This window comes from Massilia agrisoli (assembly GCF_020831365.1).
GTDB lineage: Bacteria > Pseudomonadota > Gammaproteobacteria > Burkholderiales > Burkholderiaceae_D > Telluria_A > Telluria_A agrisoli.
The window spans coordinates 387,849-406,513 of the sequence record NZ_JAJHPV010000014.1; the positions used below are offsets into that span (position 1 = coordinate 387,849).

Below are 18,665 nucleotides of genomic sequence, written 5' to 3' on the forward strand. Positions count from 1 at the left end.
CTCTGTCAGGTAATGCGTATCTACCGGAGTTGATGATGAACGGCCCCCGCACACTCGATGGCAAGCGGATAGCTGTGCTGGCAGCGGACGGGTTCGAAAAGGTTGAACTCACCGCACCCGTCGCGGCGCTGCGGGATGCCGGCGCCAAGGTCGCTGTTGTCGCGCTGCATCCTGGCCGCATCCGCGGCATGAACGTCCACCAGCCATCGGACCTGGTCCCGGTGGACAAGACCGTCAACGAAGTCAGCGCGGCTGACTTCGACGGTCTCCTTATTCCCGGCGGCTACATCAGTCCTGACTTGCTGCGCCAGTCGGCGCTGGCCCGTGCTTTCGTCCGAGCAATGAACGAACTGGGCAAGCCGGTTGCGTTGATGTCGCAGGCCGCCGCGATACTGACGTCGGCGGGCCTTGCCGCCAGCCGCAGGCTGACATCGTGGCCCGGCACAAGGGACGACCTGGTCAACGCCGGCGCGATCTGGCTCAACCAAGAAGTCGTCCGTGACGGCAACTGGCTGTCGAGCCGCGGCGCCCAGGACCTGGCGCCGTTCATCCGCGACCTGATTCCATTTTTTGCCGGTGAACAGGCGCACGGCGCCGCACCCGATAAAGCCTTGTCCGATCCCCAGCTGGAGGAACCGTCCGGCACGCCTGGGCAATCGCTTCACTGGTTGTCGACGCCTTCCGTCGGAGCGATGCTCGGGCTGGCCTTGCTGGGGGTGGGCGTCGTGGCCGCCAACCGGGGGCGCCGCAAGAAGCAGGAGCAGATAGCCGGGCCGGACCGCCCCGAGACATAGCGGCTGTGGTGCATTTGCACGCCGCGCAATTATTCGCGGCGCGCGCTGTCCAATCCGTTGCGCCTGTCGCATAATGAATGGCGGACCAGCGGGCAGGAGGATCGATGCTTCTCTCGACATCAGCAAGCGTACAGCCCGGCAAGCAATCATGGCCGGCCTTGCCATTTGATAAGTGGAAGGAAACCTGCGCCACGCTTCACCTATGGAGCCAGGTCGTGGGCAAGGTCCGGCTCGTTCGCACGCCGTGGCTCAACCATTCGTGGCACGTGCCGTTCTACCTCACCTCGCGCGGCCTGACGACCTCGCCAATACCCGACGGCGAGCGCACCTTCGAGGTAGAGTTCGATTTCATCGACCATCTGCTGCGCATCAGCACCAGCGACGGGTTGGCCAAAGCCATCGGCCTCCAGCCCATGTCGGTTGCGCGCTTCTACCGCGAATTCTTCGCCTGCCTCGCCGCGCTGGGGCTGGACACCCGCATTCACCTGGTGCCGAACGAAATCGACGGCGCCATTCCCTTCGACCAGGACGAGCGGCACGCATCCTATGATGCGCCGGCGGCAAACCGGTTCTGGCTCGCCCTGCTGCAAGCGGACCGGGTGATGAAGCAGTTCCGGGCCCGTTTCCTCGGCAAATGCAGCCCGGTTCATTTCTTCTGGGGCAGCTTTGACCTGGCCGTCAGCCGCTTTTCCGGCGCGCCTGCACCTGCCCATCCAGGCGGCGTGCCCAACTGTCCCGACTGGGTAACCCGCGACGCTTACTCGCATGAGGTGTACAGCTGCGGCTTCTGGCCCGGCGGCGACGCGCTGCCCACACCAGTGTTCTACGCCTACGCGTATCCCGAACCCGAGGGCTTTAAAACGGCGCCGGTGCGTCCTGGCATGGCATCCTATGCCAGCGCTTTCGGCGAGTTCACGCTGCCATATGACGCGGTGCGTACCGCGGCGCAGCCAGATACCGTATTACTCGACTTCTTCCAGAGCACCTATGAGGCCGCCGCCGGGCTGGGGCATTGGCGGCGCGAGGAACTCGAATACCGCGGTCCACAAGCGAAGCCGGCGGCCCTATGAACGGCGACCCCAGCTACATTCGCAAGTTTTCCGAACTTGGCATTGCCGACGTGCCCTTGGTCGGTGGAAAGAACGCCTCGCTTGGCGAAATGTACCGCCAGCTCACGTCGCAGGGCGTGCGGGTGCCGAATGGATTCGCGGTCACCGCCGAGGCTTACCGCGCCACGCTGGACCGCGCCAGTGCATGGTCGCGGCTGCACTACGCGCTGGAAGGCCTCAACCCGGCCGACGTCGATGACCTGGCGCGCCGCGCACGCATCGCGCGCGAGCTGGTCTACAACGCGCCGTTGCCGCCAGACATAGCCGACCAGGTCCTTCATGCTTACCGCGGACTGGTGCGCGAATATGGCGACGACCTGACCGTCGCCGTGCGCAGCTCGGCCACCGCCGAAGACCTGCCCACTGCCAGCTTTGCCGGGCAGCATGAAACCTACCTGAACATCTCAGGCGAGGAGCGCCTGCTGGACAGCGTACGCCGCTGCTTCGCCAGCCTGTTCAAGGACCGGGCGATCATCTATCGCATTGAAAACGGTTTCGATCACTTCAAGGTCTTCCTTTCGGTCGGCATCATGAAAATGGTGCGTTCCGACCTCGCGTGCAGCGGCGTCACCTTTTCGCTCGATACCGAGACGGGCTTTCGCGATGTCGTTTTCATTACCGGCGCTTACGGGCTTGGCGAAAACGTGGTCCAGGGGACGGTGGACCCGGACGAGTTCTATGTCTTCAAGCCGACCTGCCGCAGCGGTTTCCGCACCGTCTTGCGGCGCACATTGGGCGCCAAGGAAATCAGGATGGTGTATTCGGGCGACGCCACCGGCGACACCACGCGTAACGAGCCCACCTTGCTGGACGAGCGCAAGCGCTTTTGCCTGGATGACGGCGAGGTCCTGCAACTGGCCGATGCGGCGATGCGTATCGAAGAACATTACAGCGAAAAGGCGGGCCATCCGGTGCCGATGGATGTGGAATGGGCCAAGGACGGCCTCGATGGGCAGCTGTATATCGTGCAGGCGCGCCCGGAAACCGTGGCGTCGCAGAAATCGGCGGCCATGCTCGATGAATACCATCTGGAGCGGCCGCCAACGACCCTGGTGTCGGGCCGCGCCGTGGGGGGCAAGGTGGCTGCGGGCATAGCGCGCGTAATCACCGACGTGAGCCAGCTTAACCAGTTCCGGCCCGGCGAAATACTCGTGGCCGATACCACCATGCCGGATTGGGGAACGGTGATGAAAACCGCCGCCGCGGTGGTGACCAATCGCGGCGGACGCACCTGCCATGCCGCCATCGTGGCGCGCGAGATCGGCGTGCCGGCCATCGTCGGCAGCGGCACCGCCACGGAGCGGATCCGCACCGGCGACGAGATCACCGTTTCATGTGCGGAGGGCGATGTCGGCCGGGTCTATGGCGGCCGAATTCCGTTCACGACAACCTCGGTCGACCTGTCTGCGCTGCCCATGCCCGCGACGCACATGATGATCAATATCGGCAATCCCGAAACCGCATTCCAGACCCGGTTTCTTCCCAACGACGGTGTCGGGCTGGCGCGGATGGAGTTTATCGTCGCCGAATATATCAAGGTCCACCCGATGGCGCTGGTCCATCCCGAGAAAATCGACGACCCCGCGGTGCGTAGCGAGGTCGAAGCGTACGGCCGCGGCTTCGCCGCCGCCGGCGACTATTTCGTGCAGCAGTTGTCGGAAGGCGTAGGCACGATCGCCGCGGCGTTCTTTCCCAAGCCGGTAATCGTGCGCATGTCCGACTTTAAAACCAATGAATATGCGAGCCTGGTCGGCGGCGCCTGGTTCGAACCAAAAGAGGAGAACCCCATGCTCGGCTTTCGCGGCGCCGCGCGCTATTCGCATCCGGCGTACGCCGAGGGCTTTGCACTTGAATGCCGCGCGATGAAGCGCGTGCGCGAGCAGATGGGCCTCACCAACGTCAGGCTGATGATCCCGTTCTGCCGCCGTACCAGCGAAGCGGAAGATGTGCTTCGCGCGATGGCCGCGCATGGCCTGGCGCGCGGCGACGCCGGGCTGGAGGTGTACGTGATGTGCGAGATACCGAATAACGTCATCCAGATCGATGCGTTCGCCAAGCTGTTCGACGGCTTTTCGATTGGCTCGAACGACCTGACCCAGCTGGTGCTCGGCGTCGACCGCGATTCCGACATCGTCGCCTTCGATTTCGATGAGCGCGACCAGGGCGTGCTCGATATGATCCGCATGACGATCGAAGGCGGCAAGCGAAATGGCAGGCACGTGGGCATATGCGGCCAGGCGCCTTCCGATTATCCCGAGGTGGCGCGCTTCCTGGTAGAGCAGGGCATAGACTCGATCAGCCTGAATCCAGATTCGATGATCAGGACGATCCGCGAAGTACTCGCGGTCGAGGCCAGGCTGGGCATCCCTGCGCGTGGGGCATAATGCCGGCAAAGGGGGGCGCATGGAGAACGTGGTAAAGCGTATCGGACTATTGACGGGCGGCGGAGACGCACCCGGCCTGAATGCGGTCATCAGGGCGGTGGTCTTGTCGGCGGAGCGGCGTGGCTGGGAATGCCATGGCATCCGCGATGGTTTCAATGGCCTGCTGGAGCCTGCGCATTGCAGCGGGCAGCCGATACGGCGGCTGACGGCGGACGACGTGCACGGCATCGCCCACCTCGGCGGCACCATCCTGGGCAGCACCAACCGCGGCAACCCGCTGCGTTTCCCGGTACGGGGCGAAGATGGCGTCATGACCGAGCGCGACCGTTCAAGCGAGGTTGTGGACCTGTGCAAACAGCATCAGCTGGACGCCCTCGTGATCGTCGGCGGGGATGGGTCGATGGGCATCGCCAACCAGCTCCACCAAAAGGGCTTGCGCGTGGTCGGCGTGCCGAAGACCATCGACAATGACCTCGACCGCACCTTCTCGACCTTCGGCTTCGACACCGCGGTCGCCTTTGCCACCGAATGCATCGACCGGCTCCACAGCACCGCGCAAAGCCATCACCGCGTGATGGTGGTGGAAGTGATGGGGCGCTACGCCGGCTGGATTGCCCTGCACGCCGGCATGGCGGCGGGCGCGCACGCGATCCTGATCCCTGAAATTCCCTTCGAGATCGATGCGGTGGCGGACGCCATCCTGGTGCGCGACGGCGCGGGGAGGCGCCATTCGATTGTCGTGGTGGCCGAAGGCGCGCAACAGCTTGGCGGCGGGCGCGCGCTGCTTGCCCCGGCGGCGGACGGCCATGCCGAGCGGCTGGGCGGTATCGGCGCGCAGGTGGCTGCCCTGCTTGAGCAGCGCACCGGCAAGGAATGCCGTTCGCTCGTGCTTGGGCACTTGCTGCGCGGAGGCAGCCCGTCGGCCTTCGACCGCGTGTGCGCCTCGCGCTTCGGCGCCGCCGCGGTGCGCGCCATTGCCGATGGGCGCCACGGCGTGATGGTGTCGCTCGGCTACCCGGCCATCAACCTGGTGGCCCTGGCCGATGTTGTCGGCCGCAGCAAACGGGTGCCGGTGGACGGCGACACCGTTGCCACCGCCCGCGAGCTGGGCATTTGCTTTGGCGATAAGGACGCCTGAATCCAGCGCATCATCGTGGTGCCTGGCGCACCGCGCCGGCGCATGTGCACCATCCCAGTGCTGCATAAAGCATCATGCCGTGATATATTCTCGGGTTGCTTTAATGTAAGAACCGGATAATGAACGAGTTATTGCCCTGGTTGCGGGGGTTTATACCGCAGCCCATCCTCGCGCCGTGGCGTGAACGCCTGGTCGCCTGCGCGGGTGCGGCAATAGGATTGCTGGTGACCGCCTGGTTCAGCCGACTCGCGTTCGGCGATGTGAATCCCTGGTTTATCGCGCCCATGGGGGCGTCCGCGGTGCTGCTGTTCGCCGTCCCGGCCAGTCCGCTGGCGCAGCCCTGGTCCATCTTTGGGGGTAATCTTGTGTCGGCGCTGGTCGGCGTCACCTGCGCCATGCTCATTCCCGATCCTGCGGCCGCCGCGGCGCTGGCCGTTGCGCTGGCAATCGGCGCGATGTTTTTGCTGCGTTGCCTGCATCCTCCCGGCGGGGCAGTGGCTTTTACCGCCGTGCTCGGCGGCCCGGCCGTCACTGCGCTGGGCTACGGCTTCGCGCTTTCCCCGGTTGCGGTCAATTCCCTGTTCCTTGTGCTGGCGGCCCTGGTGTTCAACAACCTGTTGCGCCATCACCGCTATCCCCATCATGCCCAGCCACAGGGAAATCGTCACGGCACGCGCGACCCCAGCCCGACCGACCGGCTTGGCTTCACCCGCGCCGACCTGGAAGGCGCCATCAAGGCCTACGATGAGCTGCTCGACGTCAGCGAGGGCGACCTCGAAGAACTTTTCCATGACGTGGAGCTGCGCGCCTTCCGCCGGCGCACCGGCGGTGTGCGTTGCGCCGACATCATGTCGCGCGACCTGGTGCTGGCGCATCCGGAAATGGCCCCGGGGGAGGCATGGCAGCTGCTTAACGAGCATGAGCTGCGCGCGCTGCCGGTGGTGAACGACCTGAAGGTGCTGGTGGGCTTTATCACCTTGCGCGACCTGATTGCCCAGCCGGACGACAAGGCGCCGCGCCTGCATGCGCAGCAGTTCGTCTCCGACCTGATGAGCCGCGACGTCAAGGTTGCGCACCCGGAACAGACCATCGCCGACCTGATACCGATGTTTTCGGATGAAGGATTCCACCACCTGCCGGTCGTCGACGACCTCAGGCGCGTGGTCGGGATGGTCACCCAGACCGACCTGGTCGCCGCACTGTTCCATAACAAGCTTGATGAAGGAGTTCGTCCGGCATGAGCGACCAGAAGCCAACGCTGCCTGATTCCCTGCGCAAAGGCGACTTTGAAGCCCTGGCCGATTTCCGCTACCAGATCCGGCGCTACCTGCGCTTTTCCGAAACCATCAGCCAGGAACACGGCATTACCGTGCTGCAGTACCTGCTGTTGTTGCAGCTGAAAGGCTATCCGGGCCGCGAGTGGGCCACGATCGCTGAACTGGCCGAACGGCTGCAGTCGCATCACCACGGCGTCGTCACACTGGTGACACGCTGCGAGGAAGCCGGCCTGGTCGAGCGGCGCAAGGGGCAGGGGGACAAGCGCGTGGTCGAGGTGGTCTTGCTGCCCAAAGGCGAGCAACTGGTGGCGCGCCTCGCACTGCTGCACCGCGAACAGCTGCTGAACCTGGGCGATGAACTGCTGGTGCCGAACGCAGCCATCTTCATGGAAGACGGCAAGGATTAAGCGTGGCGCATGGGTTCGTCGCGCCGCTATAAAATGGCTGGGCACCTCCACCAGGGCCCTTTATGGAAATCGAACTGAAGTTGCTGGTCAGGCCGCAAGATGCGGCCACCTTGCGCGAGCTCCCTTTGCTGCAGCAATACGCGGCGGCGCCGGCACGCGAGTTGCAGATGGCCGATACGTATTTCGACACGGCGCGCCACCAGCTCAAGGAGGCTGGCGCCGGGCTGCGCGTGCGCCGTGTCGGCGACGACTACATCCAGACCCTCAAGGCCGGCGGGGACGCCAATGCCGGCCTTCATCGCCGTTACGAGTGGGAGTCGAAGGTACCGGGTCCGCAGCCTGACCTTCCGGCCCTGCGCACCCTGGTCGACCGCAAGGCGCCGTGGAGCAAGCTGCTGCGCGCCCCAGCAATCGAGAACACGCTGGCCCCGATCTTCCAGAGCAAGGTCACCCGCACGCTGTGGGACCTGCGCCTGCCAGATGGGGACCGCATCGAGTTTGCGCTCGACATCGGCAAGCTGGAATGCGGCGATGAAGCGGTGCCGGTCAGCGAGATCGAGCTGGAACTCAAGTCGGGCAACGCCATCCACCTGTTCGACCTGGCGCTCGCCCTGCATGAAAAAGTGCCGATGCAGATCGGCACGATGAGCAAGGCCGAACGCGGTTATTCGTTGTGCCGGCCGCGCCCGCGGGCGGCGACCGGCAGCGCGCCGGTGCAGCTGGCAAAGCGCGGCAATGTCGAGCAGGCGTTCAAGACGATCGCGGCCAGTTGCCTGGCCCAGGTGCAGGCAAACGCGGCGGGCGTGGTCCACGATTACGACAGCGAAAGCCTGCACCAGATGCGGGTCGGGCTGCGGCGTCTGCGCTCGGCGCTGGACGTGTTCAAGGATGTCGTCCAGTTGCCGGCGGACCTGCAGCAGGACGTCGACTGGCTCGCCAATGAGCTGGGCAACGCGCGCGACTGGGACGTGCTGGCCGGTTCAACCTTGCCGCTGCTGGCCAGCGACATGCCTGCGGGCGGTCCCTTGCTGGATGTGAACCACGCCGCGCTCGACAGCGGCCGCGACGCCCACCTTGCCGCCGCGGCCGCCATCAACTCGCCGCGCTACACGCGCCTGATGCTGTCGCTGGGGCGCTGGATGTTCGGGAACGGCTGGCGTGAACAGGGCAACGGCAAGAGCCGCCTCGATGCGCCGCTCCCCGCATTTGCCGGCAAAGTGCTGCGGCGCGCCCACAAGCGGATGAAGAAGCGCGGCCGCGCCTTGCCTGGCGCCAGTCCCGACACCTTGCACCGGGCCCGCATCGCAGCCAAGAAGGCGCGTTACGCCACCGAATTCTTCGCCTCGCTATACCGCGGCAAGCAGGTGCGGCCTGTCGTCAAGGCGCTCGCTGCCTTGCAGGACGAACTGGGCCGGGCCAACGATGCGGCAGTGGCTGGGCGCCTGCTGGGGCAGCTGGAAAACGTTCGCCATGACCTGGCTGGCGCAATCGCCCCGGTGCGCGCGGCGCTGGCCGAACGCGCCGCGGGCAGCGGCGGCAGGGCGCGCAAGCTCTGGAAGCGCTACAGCGCCGTCAAGCCGCCGCGCTAGCGCCAGTGCGTCTCGTATGACGCGGCCCGCAGCTCGGCGCGTAATTCGTCCGCCACCTGCTTGCGCATTTCTTCCGACACAAAGCCGCCAACCTCCAGCTTGAGCCCGCGCGATTCGATCTGGATCAGCCGGTGGCGCCGCGTCGGCGGGCCGACCCGTGTCCAGTAGGGATCGAGCCGCACCTGCGCGCGTTCGCCGGCCTCGATGCGCTCGACCAGCAGGCAGCCTTCGCTGAGCGCGATATGCTCCTGGTCGGTGGCGTGGCGCGCGTAGTGGAGCAGGGCGAGGGCCAGGCCGCCCGTCTCAAGCAATGCATAGGCAAGCACCAGCCACATGCCGCGCAGGGCGAACACGCTGGCGATGGAAAAGGTGAACAGGCACAGCACACCGTAGGCGATGGCCACCTGGCGCGGCGACATCGAACAGTTTCGCTTCAAGAACCACTCGTGCTGGGAGCAAGCCATGGGACGTCGTGCCGCGCAGATGATGACCTGGAACCAGTATAGACGCGCGGGCCGGAACCCGGCGCACACCGGTGTTCGGTGCCCGAGGATCAGGCCGGGCCGAGCCGGGCAGTGGCGCCGTCGACGAAGGTGGCCGAGTAGCTGCGCTGCTCGTGGCCGCTGCCGGTCCCGCCGACCAGTCCCACCAGCATCTCGGCCGCCGCCTGCGCCATGCTGAGCAGCGGCTGGCGCATCGTGGTCAGGTTGTAGCTGATCCAGCTTGACGCGGCGATGCCGTCGAAGCCGGTCACCGACAGGCGGTCCGGCACGTCGATGTTGAAATCGTGGCGCGCGGTGTCGAGGCAGCCGATGGCCATCAGGTCATTGCCGCAGACGATCACGTCCGGTACCCCGCCGAAGCGGTCGATAATTTCGCGCAGGCCACGGGCGCCGCTGGCGTAGTCGAAGCCGCCGGCCACCGCCAGCGGCGCCGGAAGGCCAAGTTCGGCCAGCCGCCCGGCCATGCCGCGCTTGCGCTGCTGCGCGATCGGGGACTGCGCTGGCCCGTCGATCATCGCGAAGCGCTTGTGCCCGCCTGCGGCGAGCCGGGTCACCATCGCCCGCGCCGCTTCTTCCTGGTTGCAGACGACCGCGCTGACGGCCCTTCCGGCAACATTGCGGTTAAACAGCACGAGAGGCACCTGGCGGCGTTCGAACTCCGCCACCTGGTCGCCCGACAGGCGCGCCGCGACGACAGCCCCGTCCACCTGGTGCTGCCACACTTCGGCCAGGGTGCGGTCCATCGCGCTCTCTGAAGGCAGGTTGAACAGGATGATATGCATGCCGCGCCGGCTGAATTGGCAGCTAAGCTCGGACAGCACGTCGGAATAGTGCTGCGAGACGGCGCCGGCGACGATGACCGCCACCAGGTTGCTGCGCCGGGTGATCAGGCTGCGCGCCGCCGCGTTGGGGATGTAGTCGAGATCCTGGGCCGCCTGCATCACCCGCGCGTAGGTGGCTTTCGACACGCTGGCGCCCGGTTTGAAGCAGCGCGACACTGCCGACTGCGACACCCCGGCCAGGCTGGCGACGTCATAGGACGTCACCCGCCGCGCTTCGCGGTGGATGATGGCCTTGATGTCGGCAATGGTGTGGCTGAGCGTTGGGGTCGGATTCGTCATTACGGGCTGGCTTCGGGGACAACCCGGAGGACCGGGTGGCCCAGTGTAGCGCATCACATTGCCGTATGGCAACACCTTCCCGTAATGACGTGACAATCCATGTTCACTGGCTGTTGCTGCAGGAGGTAGACACGCCATACGGGCTCTCGAAACCGGGCGGCTTGACCGTGTACTTGGTCAGGTCATCGGCAAGGGCCGGCAGCCAGAACGCGTTGCGTGCGCGCGATTCGGTGCCCGCCACCGTGCCGGACACGGTCAATTCGACCCGTACCCATCCGGCGCGGTCGCGCGGATAGCGCAGCGACACCGTGGTCATGCCGAAGGCGTCGGTCTTGCCGCCGCTGACGACGGACATCGGCAGGCCGGGCTCCAGGGTGCCGTTGCCGTTGCGGTCGAGGGCCCGGTCATACAGCCCGCGCCGCGCAACGTCCTCGTTGTCGCAGGTGGTGATCGGGGTGGCCTGGACGTACATGCCAGGTTCCAGCAACGGCGGGGAGAACGATTGCCAGTCGTAGCTGCCTTTGCGGTACATGGTCGGCCAGGCCGCCACCGAAATCGCCACATCCTTGACCGGGCTGCCGGCGCTGTCGGCGACGAACACCGTGAAATCCTTCTGCAGCACCGACGGCGAGTATTCAAACAGCAGGTTGCCGGTGCCGAACTGGATCGACAAGGCTTTCCGGTTGACGGTCACGGCTGTCGACGCGGTGGCGGCGGGCAGGGCGGCCAGGCGCGCCTGCAGCACCGTGCCTTCCTTGCCGCCGTCCGCCGGGCCCGCCACGAACACGCCGCGGGCGACGCCATCGCTGCCGGTGACTGCCGTGAACGGCGAGACCAGGTTGCCGCCGCTCGGATCGGCCAGGATCGAAAATTGCACCAGCGCGCCCTTGACCAGGTTGTTGGCGGGGGTACCGTCGCGCACCACGGCGATCAGGTTGCTGCGCTCGCCGCTGCCCACCACGGCGAGGTCGGTCTGCAGGTTGATCTTCGCAGAGGCGGTCAGGGGAGCGACGAACTCCAGCCGGGTCGATGCGGCCGGGCCGCCCGAGATGACGGCGTCCACCGTGCTGATGCCGGAATTGTCGGAGCGGATATACGTGCGTGGCACGCTGCCGCTGGCAATCGCCAGCGAGCCCACCAACGGCTGGGTGCAGGCGGCGTCGCGGAACAAGGCGCCGCGCGAGGCGGTCAGGGTCACGATGCCGGTCTGCGCGGTCGTGTAGCGGCCGTCCACCGGGGAGCAGGCGCCGACCGTGATTTCCTTGAGCGTTTCGACGCCGCCGTCGGCAACCGTTACCGATGGCAACAGCACCAGTTCGCTGCCCGACACGCGCACCGGCTTGGCGGCGGTCGCTCCCAGCGCCGACACCGTCACTTGTTCGTCACCGCGCTGCGCGCCTTGCAGCTTCATCCTGATCTGCCCCTGGCTGTCGCTGACGGTGTTGACCGTGGCCAGCACATTGCCGTTCTTGACGCTGGCGCTCACCGTTTCGCCGCTGATCGGGCGACCGGCCGAATCGACCAGGGTGGCCACCAGGTCGGCCGACTCGCCCAGGTTCAGGTTGCTCGGGCCGCTGACCGACAGGCGGGTGCCCACCACGGCGACCACCGCGGACGCCGCCTTGGCGCCGACCTTGGCGGTGATCTTGATCGGCCGGTTCAGGCGCGAACCGCCGGTTCCCAGCACGGCCGTGGCCTTGCCGCTGGCATCGGTCCTGGTAGCGCCCACCGCCAAAAAGCCCGAGTCGGCCGCGAACGTGATCGGGGCATTGGCCACGGCCGTGTTGTCGGTGCTCTTGACCAGCGCGGTGATCCTGACCTCGTCATCGGGCAAGCCGGCCGAGCCCAGCTCGCTGCTGCTGAAGACCAGGCTGATCGAGGCGGCGCTGGCGGCCGGGTCCGATGGCGGCGGCGGCGTTGGCGCCGGGTTCGGCTGGGCGGTGCCGCCGCAACCGGCCGGATTGGTAAGGGAGCAAGTATTCGGGCCGGCGGCGCTGCCGCCGCCGCAGCCGGAGAGCACGAGTCCGGCGAGCAGGATCCAGGCGCTGATATGTAGTGTCCTCACAATGTTCCCCTGTTCAATGGTGGCTACCAGTCTGGAAGCGTATCTTTTTAAACGTGGAAACTTTTTGATCAGCAGCAATCTTCGCGACGGGCATCAAATTGACCGGGCCGCTGCGCAACAAATCTGGTAACATACCGCCCCTCTTGAACAGGAAGGGTCACATGGCAATTGCTTGCGGAGTCGACTTCGGCACCTCCAACTCCACCGTCGGCTGGATTGGCGAGCGTGCGGGCGCGCAGCCTGCCGGACTGGCGTCGGCGCTGCTGACCCTGGAAGACGGCAAGCCAACCTTGCCGTCGGTGGTCTTTTTTAACGCCGAGGACGAAGAGGTCAGCTACGGCCGCGCCGCGCTGGCCGGCTACCTGGCAGGTTATGAAGGCCGCCTGATGCGCTCGCTCAAGAGCCTGCTCGGCACCAGCCTGATCGACGGCCAGACCGAAGTGGCGGGGCGCTCGCTGCCGTTCCGCTTGCTGCTGGCCCAGTTCATCGGCGAGGTCAAGCGCCGCGCCGAGCAGGCGGCAGGCCGCGAATTCACCTGCGCCGTGTTCGGTCGCCCGGTGTATTTCATCGATGACAACACCGCCGCCGACCAGTTGGCCGAAGACACGCTGGCCGAGGTGGCGCGTTCGGTGGGCTTCCAGCACATTGCTTTCCAGTACGAGCCAATCGCCGCCGCTTTCGATTATGAATCGCAGATCAGCCAGGAAGAACTGGTGCTGATCGCCGACATTGGCGGCGGTACCTCGGACTTCTCGCTGGTCCGGCTGTCGCCGCAGCGCGCGCTCAAGGCCGACCGCCGCGACGACATCCTGGCCACCGGCGGCGTGCACATCGGCGGCACCGACTTCGACAAGTACCTGAGCCTGGATTCGGCGATGCCGCTGCTGGGCTATAAGAGCCTGCTCAGGAACAACAGCGAAATCCCGTCCAGCTACTACTTCAACCTGGCAACCTGGCACACGATCAACCAGGCCTACACGCGCAAGGCCGCCGCCCAGCTGGAAGACCTGGTGCGCGACGCGCAAGAACCGGCCCGGCTGGCTCGCCTGCAGAACCTGATCGAAGACCGTTCCGGCCACTGGCTGGCGATGAAGATGGAGGAGGGCAAGATCGCGCTGTCCGACGCCGCCACCGCCACCCTCGACCTTGACCGCCTGTCTCCCCCGGACATGTTGACCTTGCAGCGCGACCGTTTTGAAGCCGCCACCGGACATCTGGTATTGTCTTGCGAGCAGGCCGTCACGCGCATGCTGAACGACGCGGGCGTCGCGCCGGAATCGGTCGACACCGTCTTCTTCACGGGTGGATCGAGCGGTGTGCCGATGCTGCGCGAGCGGCTTGGCGCGTTGCTGCCAAAAGCGCGCAAGGTCGAAGGCGACCTGTTCGGCAGCATCGGCGCCGGACTGGCCCTGGATGCAGTACGCAAGTTTGGCTAAACGTTTGGATACGCGATGATACAAAAACCGATCGTCATGATCGACTTCGAGACCACCGGGCTGTCGCCGGCCATGGGCGACCGGGTGACCGAAGTGGCGGCCCTGCGCATCGTCGGCGGCCGGGTTACCGAGCGTTACGTGTCCCTGATCAACTGCGGCGCGCGCATTCCATCGTTCATCACCGCGCTCACCGGGATCAGCCAGGACATGGTGGACAGTGCGCCGCCGGTCTCGCGCATCATTCCCGAGCTCCTCGATTTCATCGGCACCGACATGCTGTCGGCGCATAACGCCAGTTTCGACGAAAAATTCCTGAAGGCGGAAAGTGAACGGCTGGGGCTGGCCACCGCGCACGCCGGGCTGGTCTGCTCGCTGAAGCTGTCGCGCCGCATCTTCCCCGGCATGCCGAGCTACAAGCTTGGCCAGCTGTCGGGCCAGCTCGGCATCCGCTTCCGCAGCGCCGCCCACCGCGCCGAGTCCGATGCCGAAGTGGCGGCCGAAGTGCTGAGCCACATTGGCAGCCATCTCGGCGCCACTTACCGCCTGCCGTCGGTCGAACCGCAGCTGCTGGTGTCGGTCAACAAGCTTGCCGCCGCCAAGGTCCCAGCCTACCTGCATAAATACGCGCAGGAGAATACGGTTCCCCAAGTAGCCTGAGTCGCATTACAATGGCGGCAATTATGAGCCGTCAAGTTGTCAATCGCATCCTGCTGTCGCTGTTACTGCTGCTGTCGCAGCAGATGGCGTTCGCGCATGCCTTGTCGCACTGGACCGGCACCTTGCACAGCGCAAGTGCCGAGCCACACGATTATGACGACAGCAGCCTGTCGTCAGCCGTTGCCCAGGACCAGACGTGCGACCACTGCCTGGCCCTGGCCCAGCTGGTTGCGCCGCTGGGCTCGACGCATCGCACCTTCTGCGCCGGCGATAACGCCGCCACCGCCTTCATCTCCACCGACACCGGCACGCATTGCGCCCGGGTCGCCTGCGGGTTCAATCCCCGCGCACCGCCCCAAGCCTGACAGCACCGCCTTTTCCAAGCTCCTCGCGGCCGTAATGGCCCGCTTGGCGTTCGCCTGTCCTATTGTTTTGCTTGAGGTTATCAATGAAATTCCAACGTAAGCTGGCCGCCGCTGCGGTCTTGTCCGCATTGTCCACGCTGTCCCACGCCCAGTCCGCGCCGCAAGGCCAGTCCCCGGAGGCGGCGATCCCGAAAGTTGTCGTTACCGCCACCCCGTTCCGTGCCGGCGAAGGCGACCAGATCCTGACCCCGGCAAAGATCCTGTCCGGCGACGAGTTGCGCGACAAGGTCGGCAGCTCGCTGGGCGAAACGCTGTCGCAGGAGCTTGGCGTGTCCGCCTCAGGCTTCGGCCCGGGCGCATCGCGGCCGATCATCCGCGGCCTCGAAGGTTCGCGTGTCAAGATGATGGAAAACGGCATGGCCGTTTCCGACGTGTCCGGCTTGTCGAACGACCACGCGGTCGCCGCCGAGGGCGCGGTCGCGCGCCAGATTGAAATCCTGCGCGGCCCGGCTGCGCTGCTGTACGGCTCGGGCGCGATCGGCGGCCTGGTCAACGTTGTCAACGAACGCATTCCAACGCACCTCGAAGAAAAGCCGGTCGGCCAGGCGGAAGTTCGCTACGGCACGGTCGACGAGTCGCGCAACGCATCCGGCTCGGTCGATGGATCGGCTGGGGCGATTGGCTTCCACGTCGACGGCAACATCCGCCGCGCGCATGACTATGAAATTCCTGGCCCGCGCGTGCTGGGCGACGAGGCTTCCGGGCGTGCCCGCCTGGGCGATTCGTTCACCCGCCAGGAAACCGGCGGCGCCGGCGCATCGCTGATCGGCAAGTGGGGCCATGTGGGCGCTTCGGTGTCGCTGCTGGACAGCCTCTACGGCATTCCAAGCGGCGAGGGCGCGCGCATCGACCAGTCGCAGACCCGCTACGACATCGACAGCCTGGTCAACACGCCGTTGCAGGGCTTCGAAAGCTTCAAGTTCAAGCTCGGTTACACCGACTACGAGCACACGGAACTGGATGCCGACAACGAGCCGGAAACCAGGTTCACCAACCGCTCGCTCGAATCGCGCTGGGAACTGGCCCACAAGCCGGTCGCTGGCTGGCACGGTACGCTGGGCATGCAGACCGAGAACACCCACTTTGCGGCACTGAGCGAACACGAAGAACACACCACGGTGCCGGCTACCCATTCGACCTCGGTGGCGGGCTTTTTGGTGGAAGAGCGTGACTTCGGCAAGCTGCGCATGAACGCGGGCGTGCGTTTGGAAACCGTCAAGCGCCGTCCGGACGGCATGCAAAAGCGCGAGTTCGACCTGACCTCGTACTCGATCGGCGGCATGTATCCGGTCATGCCGGGCTACAGCGCCGGCCTGACCTTGTCGGTGGCCCAGCGCGCGCCGGCCACCGAGGAGCTGTATTCGGAAGGCCCGCACCACGCTACCGAAACTTTCGACATCGGCAATCCGAACTTCAAGAAAGAAACCTCGCACAACATCGAGCTGACCCTGCAGAAGACCACCGGCCTGCTGCGCTGGAAGGCCAACCTGTTCGAGAACAAGGTCAAGGACTTCGTCTACGGCCACGTCACCGGCGTACTGGTCGAGGAAGAAGGTGAAGAACTGCGCGAACGCATCTTCGAACAGGCCGACGCCCGCATCCGCGGCGCCGAAGCGGAAATCGGCTACAACCAGCAGGGCCAGGGCCTGTCGGCGCGCGCCTTTGCCGACACCTCGCGCGGCAAGCTCGAGCGTGGCGACAACCTGCCGCTGCAGCCTGCAACGCGGGTCGGCTTCGACATCGGCTACCGCAAGGGCGCGATCCGCAGCGGCCTGTCGGTGATGCGCGCGCTGGAACAGGATCGCCTGGCCAGCTTCGAGGAAACGGAAACCCCGGCCTACACCCAGGTCGGCGCCAACCTGTCGTACACGCAGAAATACCGCAACCACGACCTGACCTGGTTCCTGCTGGCGAAGAACCTGCTGGACGAAGACATCCGCATGTCGACCTCGCTGCTGAAGGACGTGTCGCCCCTCCCGGGCCGCAATTTCGTGTTCGGCGTACGCACCCGCTTCTAAGCCGGTGCAATGGCAGGAAACGCGCCGAAGCGTTTCCTGCTGAAATCAACCCCGTTGTGAGAGATCATTCCGGGGTTTTTTTGCGCCCCCATATCGCGCCACGCCGATAGCACGCTTGTGCACAGTCAAACCGGCGCATCCTTCACGAATTAAGATTTTATCAATAGTTATCTGTCTTTCCTGGCGCCCGCCGCCGCCCGATCCTGCAAGTTCACGGCCCGCGAGCCGGAGGATGCGAATGAATCGCCAGAATATCTCCCGCGAGAACTATCAGACCTACGTGTGGTTCAGGCACGCCGCCGAGGCCGGCAACGCCTATGCGCAGTTCAACCTGGGGCTCATGTACAAAAAAGGCGACGGCATCGAGCGCGACTACGCGCGCGCCTTCCGCTGGCTGCGCCAGGCCGCGCTGCAAGGGCTGGCGTTCGCGCAGAACCACCTGGGGGCCCTGTACTACAACGGGCGCGGGGTGCAAAAAAGCGATGTCGAGGCAGTCTACTGGTTCCGCCATGCCGCCGAACAAGGCGACGCCTCGGCCCAGCAGAACCTGGGGCAAATGTATAAAAAAGGGCGCGGCGTCGAGCAAAGCCACGAACTGGCGCTGGCATGGTTCTACCGCGCCGCCGAGCAGGGCGTGGCCAGCGCCCAGAGCCTGCTGGCCGAGTGCTACCTGTACGGGCGCGGCGCCGCCGTCAACTACCCGCTGGCAATGGCATGGTTCCGCAAGGCCGCGGTGCAAGGCGACGCGATTGCCCAGCTTCACCTGGGCATGATGTACAAGCGCGGGCTGGGGGTGGAGGCGAGCGCCGCGCAAGCCCTGTGCTGGTTCCGCCAGGCCGCCGCCCAAGGCAACGCCGGCGCCCAGCGCGAACTGGGCCTCGCCTACGCCGACGGCCTGGGCGTGCGCGCCGACCCGCTGCGCGCCTGCGCCTGGCTGCAACGCGCGGGCGACCAGGGCGACAAGGAATCGCAATACAAGCTGGGCACGATGCTCGCCAGCGGACAAGGCGTCGAGCGCGACGAGGCGAGGGCGCTGGTCTGGTACCAGCGCGCGGCCGAGCACGGCCATGTGATGGCCCAGTACAACCTCGGCAGCATGTACGCCAACGGCCGCGGCACCGAACGCGACGAAAGCAAGGCGCTGGAATGGTACCGCCGCGCCGCCGAGCAGGGGGCGCCCAACGCGCAGTTCAACCTCGGCGTCATTTACGCGACCGGGCAGGGCGTGCCCAAGGACGAAGTGCAGGCCGCCCAGTGGTACCGCATCGCCGCCGAGCAGGGCGACCCCAGCGCGCAGAACAATCTCGGCGTCATGTACGCCAACGGCCAGGGCGTCCCGCAGGACGACCACATGGCCGTGTTCTGGTACGGCCAGGCGGCAGAGCAAGGCCATGCGCTGGCCCAGTACAACCTTGGCGGCATGTACGGCAGCGGCCGCGGGGTGGCGCGCGACGCGGTGCGCCAGTACATGTGGATGCTGCTTGCCGCGGACGCCGGCGACCAGACCGCCAGCGCCAACAAAAGCATCGTGGCGCGCCGCCTCACTCCCGCCGAGATCGGCTCCGCCCTCGACATGTCGCGCCGTTGGGTGATGGAACACGGCCGCCTGACCCACGTCGAACGGGGCTTGTAAGTACGCGGCACGCATCATTTCCACATCCGCCGCCGGTGCAAGCCCGGAGGTCGCCAGCAGCATCATTTCGCGTTATCATCTTGTCGGCAATTCCCAGCCTCACGACTCT

Annotated in this window: 15 protein-coding genes; 12 read left to right on the forward strand and 3 right to left on the reverse strand. The window is 65.8% G+C overall.

The genetic code is table 11. The annotated features are described in order from the left end of the window. Nucleotides 1-32: 32 nt before the first annotated feature. From LMJ30_RS16100 to LMJ30_RS16130, 7 genes are all read left to right on the forward strand, one after another. The gene (locus LMJ30_RS16100) at nt 33-794 is read left to right on the forward strand and encodes a type 1 glutamine amidotransferase domain-containing protein (RefSeq protein ID WP_229433348.1); all 762 of its coding nucleotides are present in this window, start codon (nt 33-35) and stop codon (nt 792-794) included. A gap of 104 nt (nt 795-898) precedes the next feature. Further along, entirely contained in the window at nt 899-1,864 is a 966-nt protein-coding gene (locus LMJ30_RS16105; protein ID WP_229433349.1) for a DUF5996 family protein, read from the forward strand. Then, on the forward strand, nt 1,861-4,287 hold the full coding sequence (ppsA, locus tag LMJ30_RS16110) for a phosphoenolpyruvate synthase (protein ID WP_229433350.1): 2,427 nt from the start codon (nt 1,861-1,863) through the stop codon (nt 4,285-4,287). The genes LMJ30_RS16105 and ppsA overlap by 4 nt, the downstream gene beginning before the upstream one ends. Before the next feature lie 19 nt (nt 4,288-4,306). Continuing rightward, the gene (locus tag LMJ30_RS16115; protein ID WP_229433351.1) at nt 4,307-5,425 is read left to right on the forward strand and encodes a 6-phosphofructokinase; all 1,119 of its coding nucleotides are present in this window, start codon (nt 4,307-4,309) and stop codon (nt 5,423-5,425) included. 119 nt (nt 5,426-5,544) lie between these two features. Continuing rightward, nucleotides 5,545-6,666, forward strand: coding sequence for an HPP family protein (locus LMJ30_RS16120; protein ID WP_229433352.1), 1,122 nt, complete (start codon nt 5,545-5,547; stop codon nt 6,664-6,666). After that, on the forward strand, nt 6,663-7,109 hold the full coding sequence (locus LMJ30_RS16125; RefSeq protein ID WP_229433353.1) for a MarR family winged helix-turn-helix transcriptional regulator: 447 nt from the start codon (nt 6,663-6,665) through the stop codon (nt 7,107-7,109). Before LMJ30_RS16120 ends, LMJ30_RS16125 begins: the two co-directional genes overlap by 4 nt. 62 nt (nt 7,110-7,171) lie before the next feature. Next, nucleotides 7,172-8,698 carry a CYTH and CHAD domain-containing protein gene (locus LMJ30_RS16130; protein ID WP_229433354.1) on the forward strand — a complete coding sequence of 509 codons (1,527 nt, stop codon included), beginning with the start codon at nt 7,172-7,174 and terminating at the stop codon, nt 8,696-8,698. Here LMJ30_RS16130 and LMJ30_RS16135 read toward each other — a convergent pair. The 3 genes from LMJ30_RS16135 to LMJ30_RS16145 all read right to left on the reverse strand — a co-directional run bounded on the left by LMJ30_RS16135 (nt 8,695) and on the right by LMJ30_RS16145 (nt 12,387). Continuing rightward, entirely contained in the window at nt 8,695-9,135 is a 441-nt protein-coding gene (locus tag LMJ30_RS16135) for a DUF2244 domain-containing protein (RefSeq protein ID WP_229433355.1), read from the reverse strand. The two genes, LMJ30_RS16130 and LMJ30_RS16135, sit on opposite strands and share 4 nt — an antisense overlap. Before the next feature lie 116 nt (nt 9,136-9,251). Continuing rightward, complete coding sequence (locus LMJ30_RS16140; RefSeq protein ID WP_229433356.1) at nt 9,252-10,322, reverse strand: LacI family DNA-binding transcriptional regulator; 1,071 nt, start codon at nt 10,320-10,322, stop codon at nt 9,252-9,254. A 103-nt stretch (nt 10,323-10,425) separates the two neighbouring features. Beyond that, a complete protein-coding gene (locus tag LMJ30_RS16145) occupies nt 10,426-12,387 on the reverse strand; it encodes an Ig-like domain-containing protein (protein ID WP_229433357.1) in 1,962 nt (653 codons plus the stop codon). Nucleotides 12,388-12,548: 161 nt separating this feature from the next. Between LMJ30_RS16145 and LMJ30_RS16150 the strand changes: the two genes are divergently transcribed. From LMJ30_RS16150 to LMJ30_RS16170, 5 genes are all read left to right on the forward strand, one after another. Then, entirely contained in the window at nt 12,549-13,823 is a 1,275-nt protein-coding gene (locus LMJ30_RS16150) for an Hsp70 family protein (protein WP_229433358.1), read from the forward strand. 15 nt (nt 13,824-13,838) lie between these two features. Next, on the forward strand, nt 13,839-14,480 hold the full coding sequence (locus tag LMJ30_RS16155; protein ID WP_229433359.1) for a 3'-5' exonuclease: 642 nt from the start codon (nt 13,839-13,841) through the stop codon (nt 14,478-14,480). A gap of 23 nt (nt 14,481-14,503) precedes the next feature. Then, entirely contained in the window at nt 14,504-14,845 is a 342-nt protein-coding gene (locus LMJ30_RS16160; RefSeq protein WP_229433360.1) for a hypothetical protein, read from the forward strand. Between the two features lie 83 nt (nt 14,846-14,928). Beyond that, complete coding sequence (locus LMJ30_RS16165) at nt 14,929-16,923, forward strand: TonB-dependent receptor (RefSeq protein ID WP_229433361.1); 1,995 nt, start codon at nt 14,929-14,931, stop codon at nt 16,921-16,923. A gap of 238 nt (nt 16,924-17,161) precedes the next feature. Further along, nucleotides 17,162-18,556, forward strand: a complete 1,395-nt coding sequence (locus tag LMJ30_RS16170; protein ID WP_229433362.1) for a tetratricopeptide repeat protein — start codon at nt 17,162-17,164, stop codon at nt 18,554-18,556. Nucleotides 18,557-18,665 lie beyond the last annotated feature (109 nt).

What these genes read in the sequence shown, in the direction of transcription:
- LMJ30_RS16100 (WP_229433348.1), top strand. Translation starts at nt 33, where the DNA reads ATGATGAACGGCCCCCGCACACTCGATGGCAAGCGGATAGCTGTGCTG.
- LMJ30_RS16105 (WP_229433349.1), top strand. Translation starts at nt 899, where the DNA reads ATGCTTCTCTCGACATCAGCAAGCGTACAGCCCGGCAAGCAATCATGG.
- ppsA (WP_229433350.1), top strand. Translation starts at nt 1,861, where the DNA reads ATGAACGGCGACCCCAGCTACATTCGCAAGTTTTCCGAACTTGGCATT.
- LMJ30_RS16115 (WP_229433351.1), top strand. Translation starts at nt 4,307, where the DNA reads ATGGAGAACGTGGTAAAGCGTATCGGACTATTGACGGGCGGCGGAGAC.
- LMJ30_RS16120 (WP_229433352.1), top strand. Translation starts at nt 5,545, where the DNA reads ATGAACGAGTTATTGCCCTGGTTGCGGGGGTTTATACCGCAGCCCATC.
- LMJ30_RS16125 (WP_229433353.1), top strand. Translation starts at nt 6,663, where the DNA reads ATGAGCGACCAGAAGCCAACGCTGCCTGATTCCCTGCGCAAAGGCGAC.
- LMJ30_RS16130 (WP_229433354.1), top strand. Translation starts at nt 7,172, where the DNA reads ATGGAAATCGAACTGAAGTTGCTGGTCAGGCCGCAAGATGCGGCCACC.
- LMJ30_RS16140 (WP_229433356.1), bottom strand. Translation starts at nt 10,322, where the DNA reads ATGACGAATCCGACCCCAACGCTCAGCCACACCATTGCCGACATCAAG.
- LMJ30_RS16150 (WP_229433358.1), top strand. Translation starts at nt 12,549, where the DNA reads ATGGCAATTGCTTGCGGAGTCGACTTCGGCACCTCCAACTCCACCGTC.
- LMJ30_RS16155 (WP_229433359.1), top strand. Translation starts at nt 13,839, where the DNA reads ATGATACAAAAACCGATCGTCATGATCGACTTCGAGACCACCGGGCTG.
- LMJ30_RS16160 (WP_229433360.1), top strand. Translation starts at nt 14,504, where the DNA reads ATGAGCCGTCAAGTTGTCAATCGCATCCTGCTGTCGCTGTTACTGCTG.
- LMJ30_RS16165 (WP_229433361.1), top strand. Translation starts at nt 14,929, where the DNA reads ATGAAATTCCAACGTAAGCTGGCCGCCGCTGCGGTCTTGTCCGCATTG.
- LMJ30_RS16170 (WP_229433362.1), top strand. Translation starts at nt 17,162, where the DNA reads ATGAATCGCCAGAATATCTCCCGCGAGAACTATCAGACCTACGTGTGG.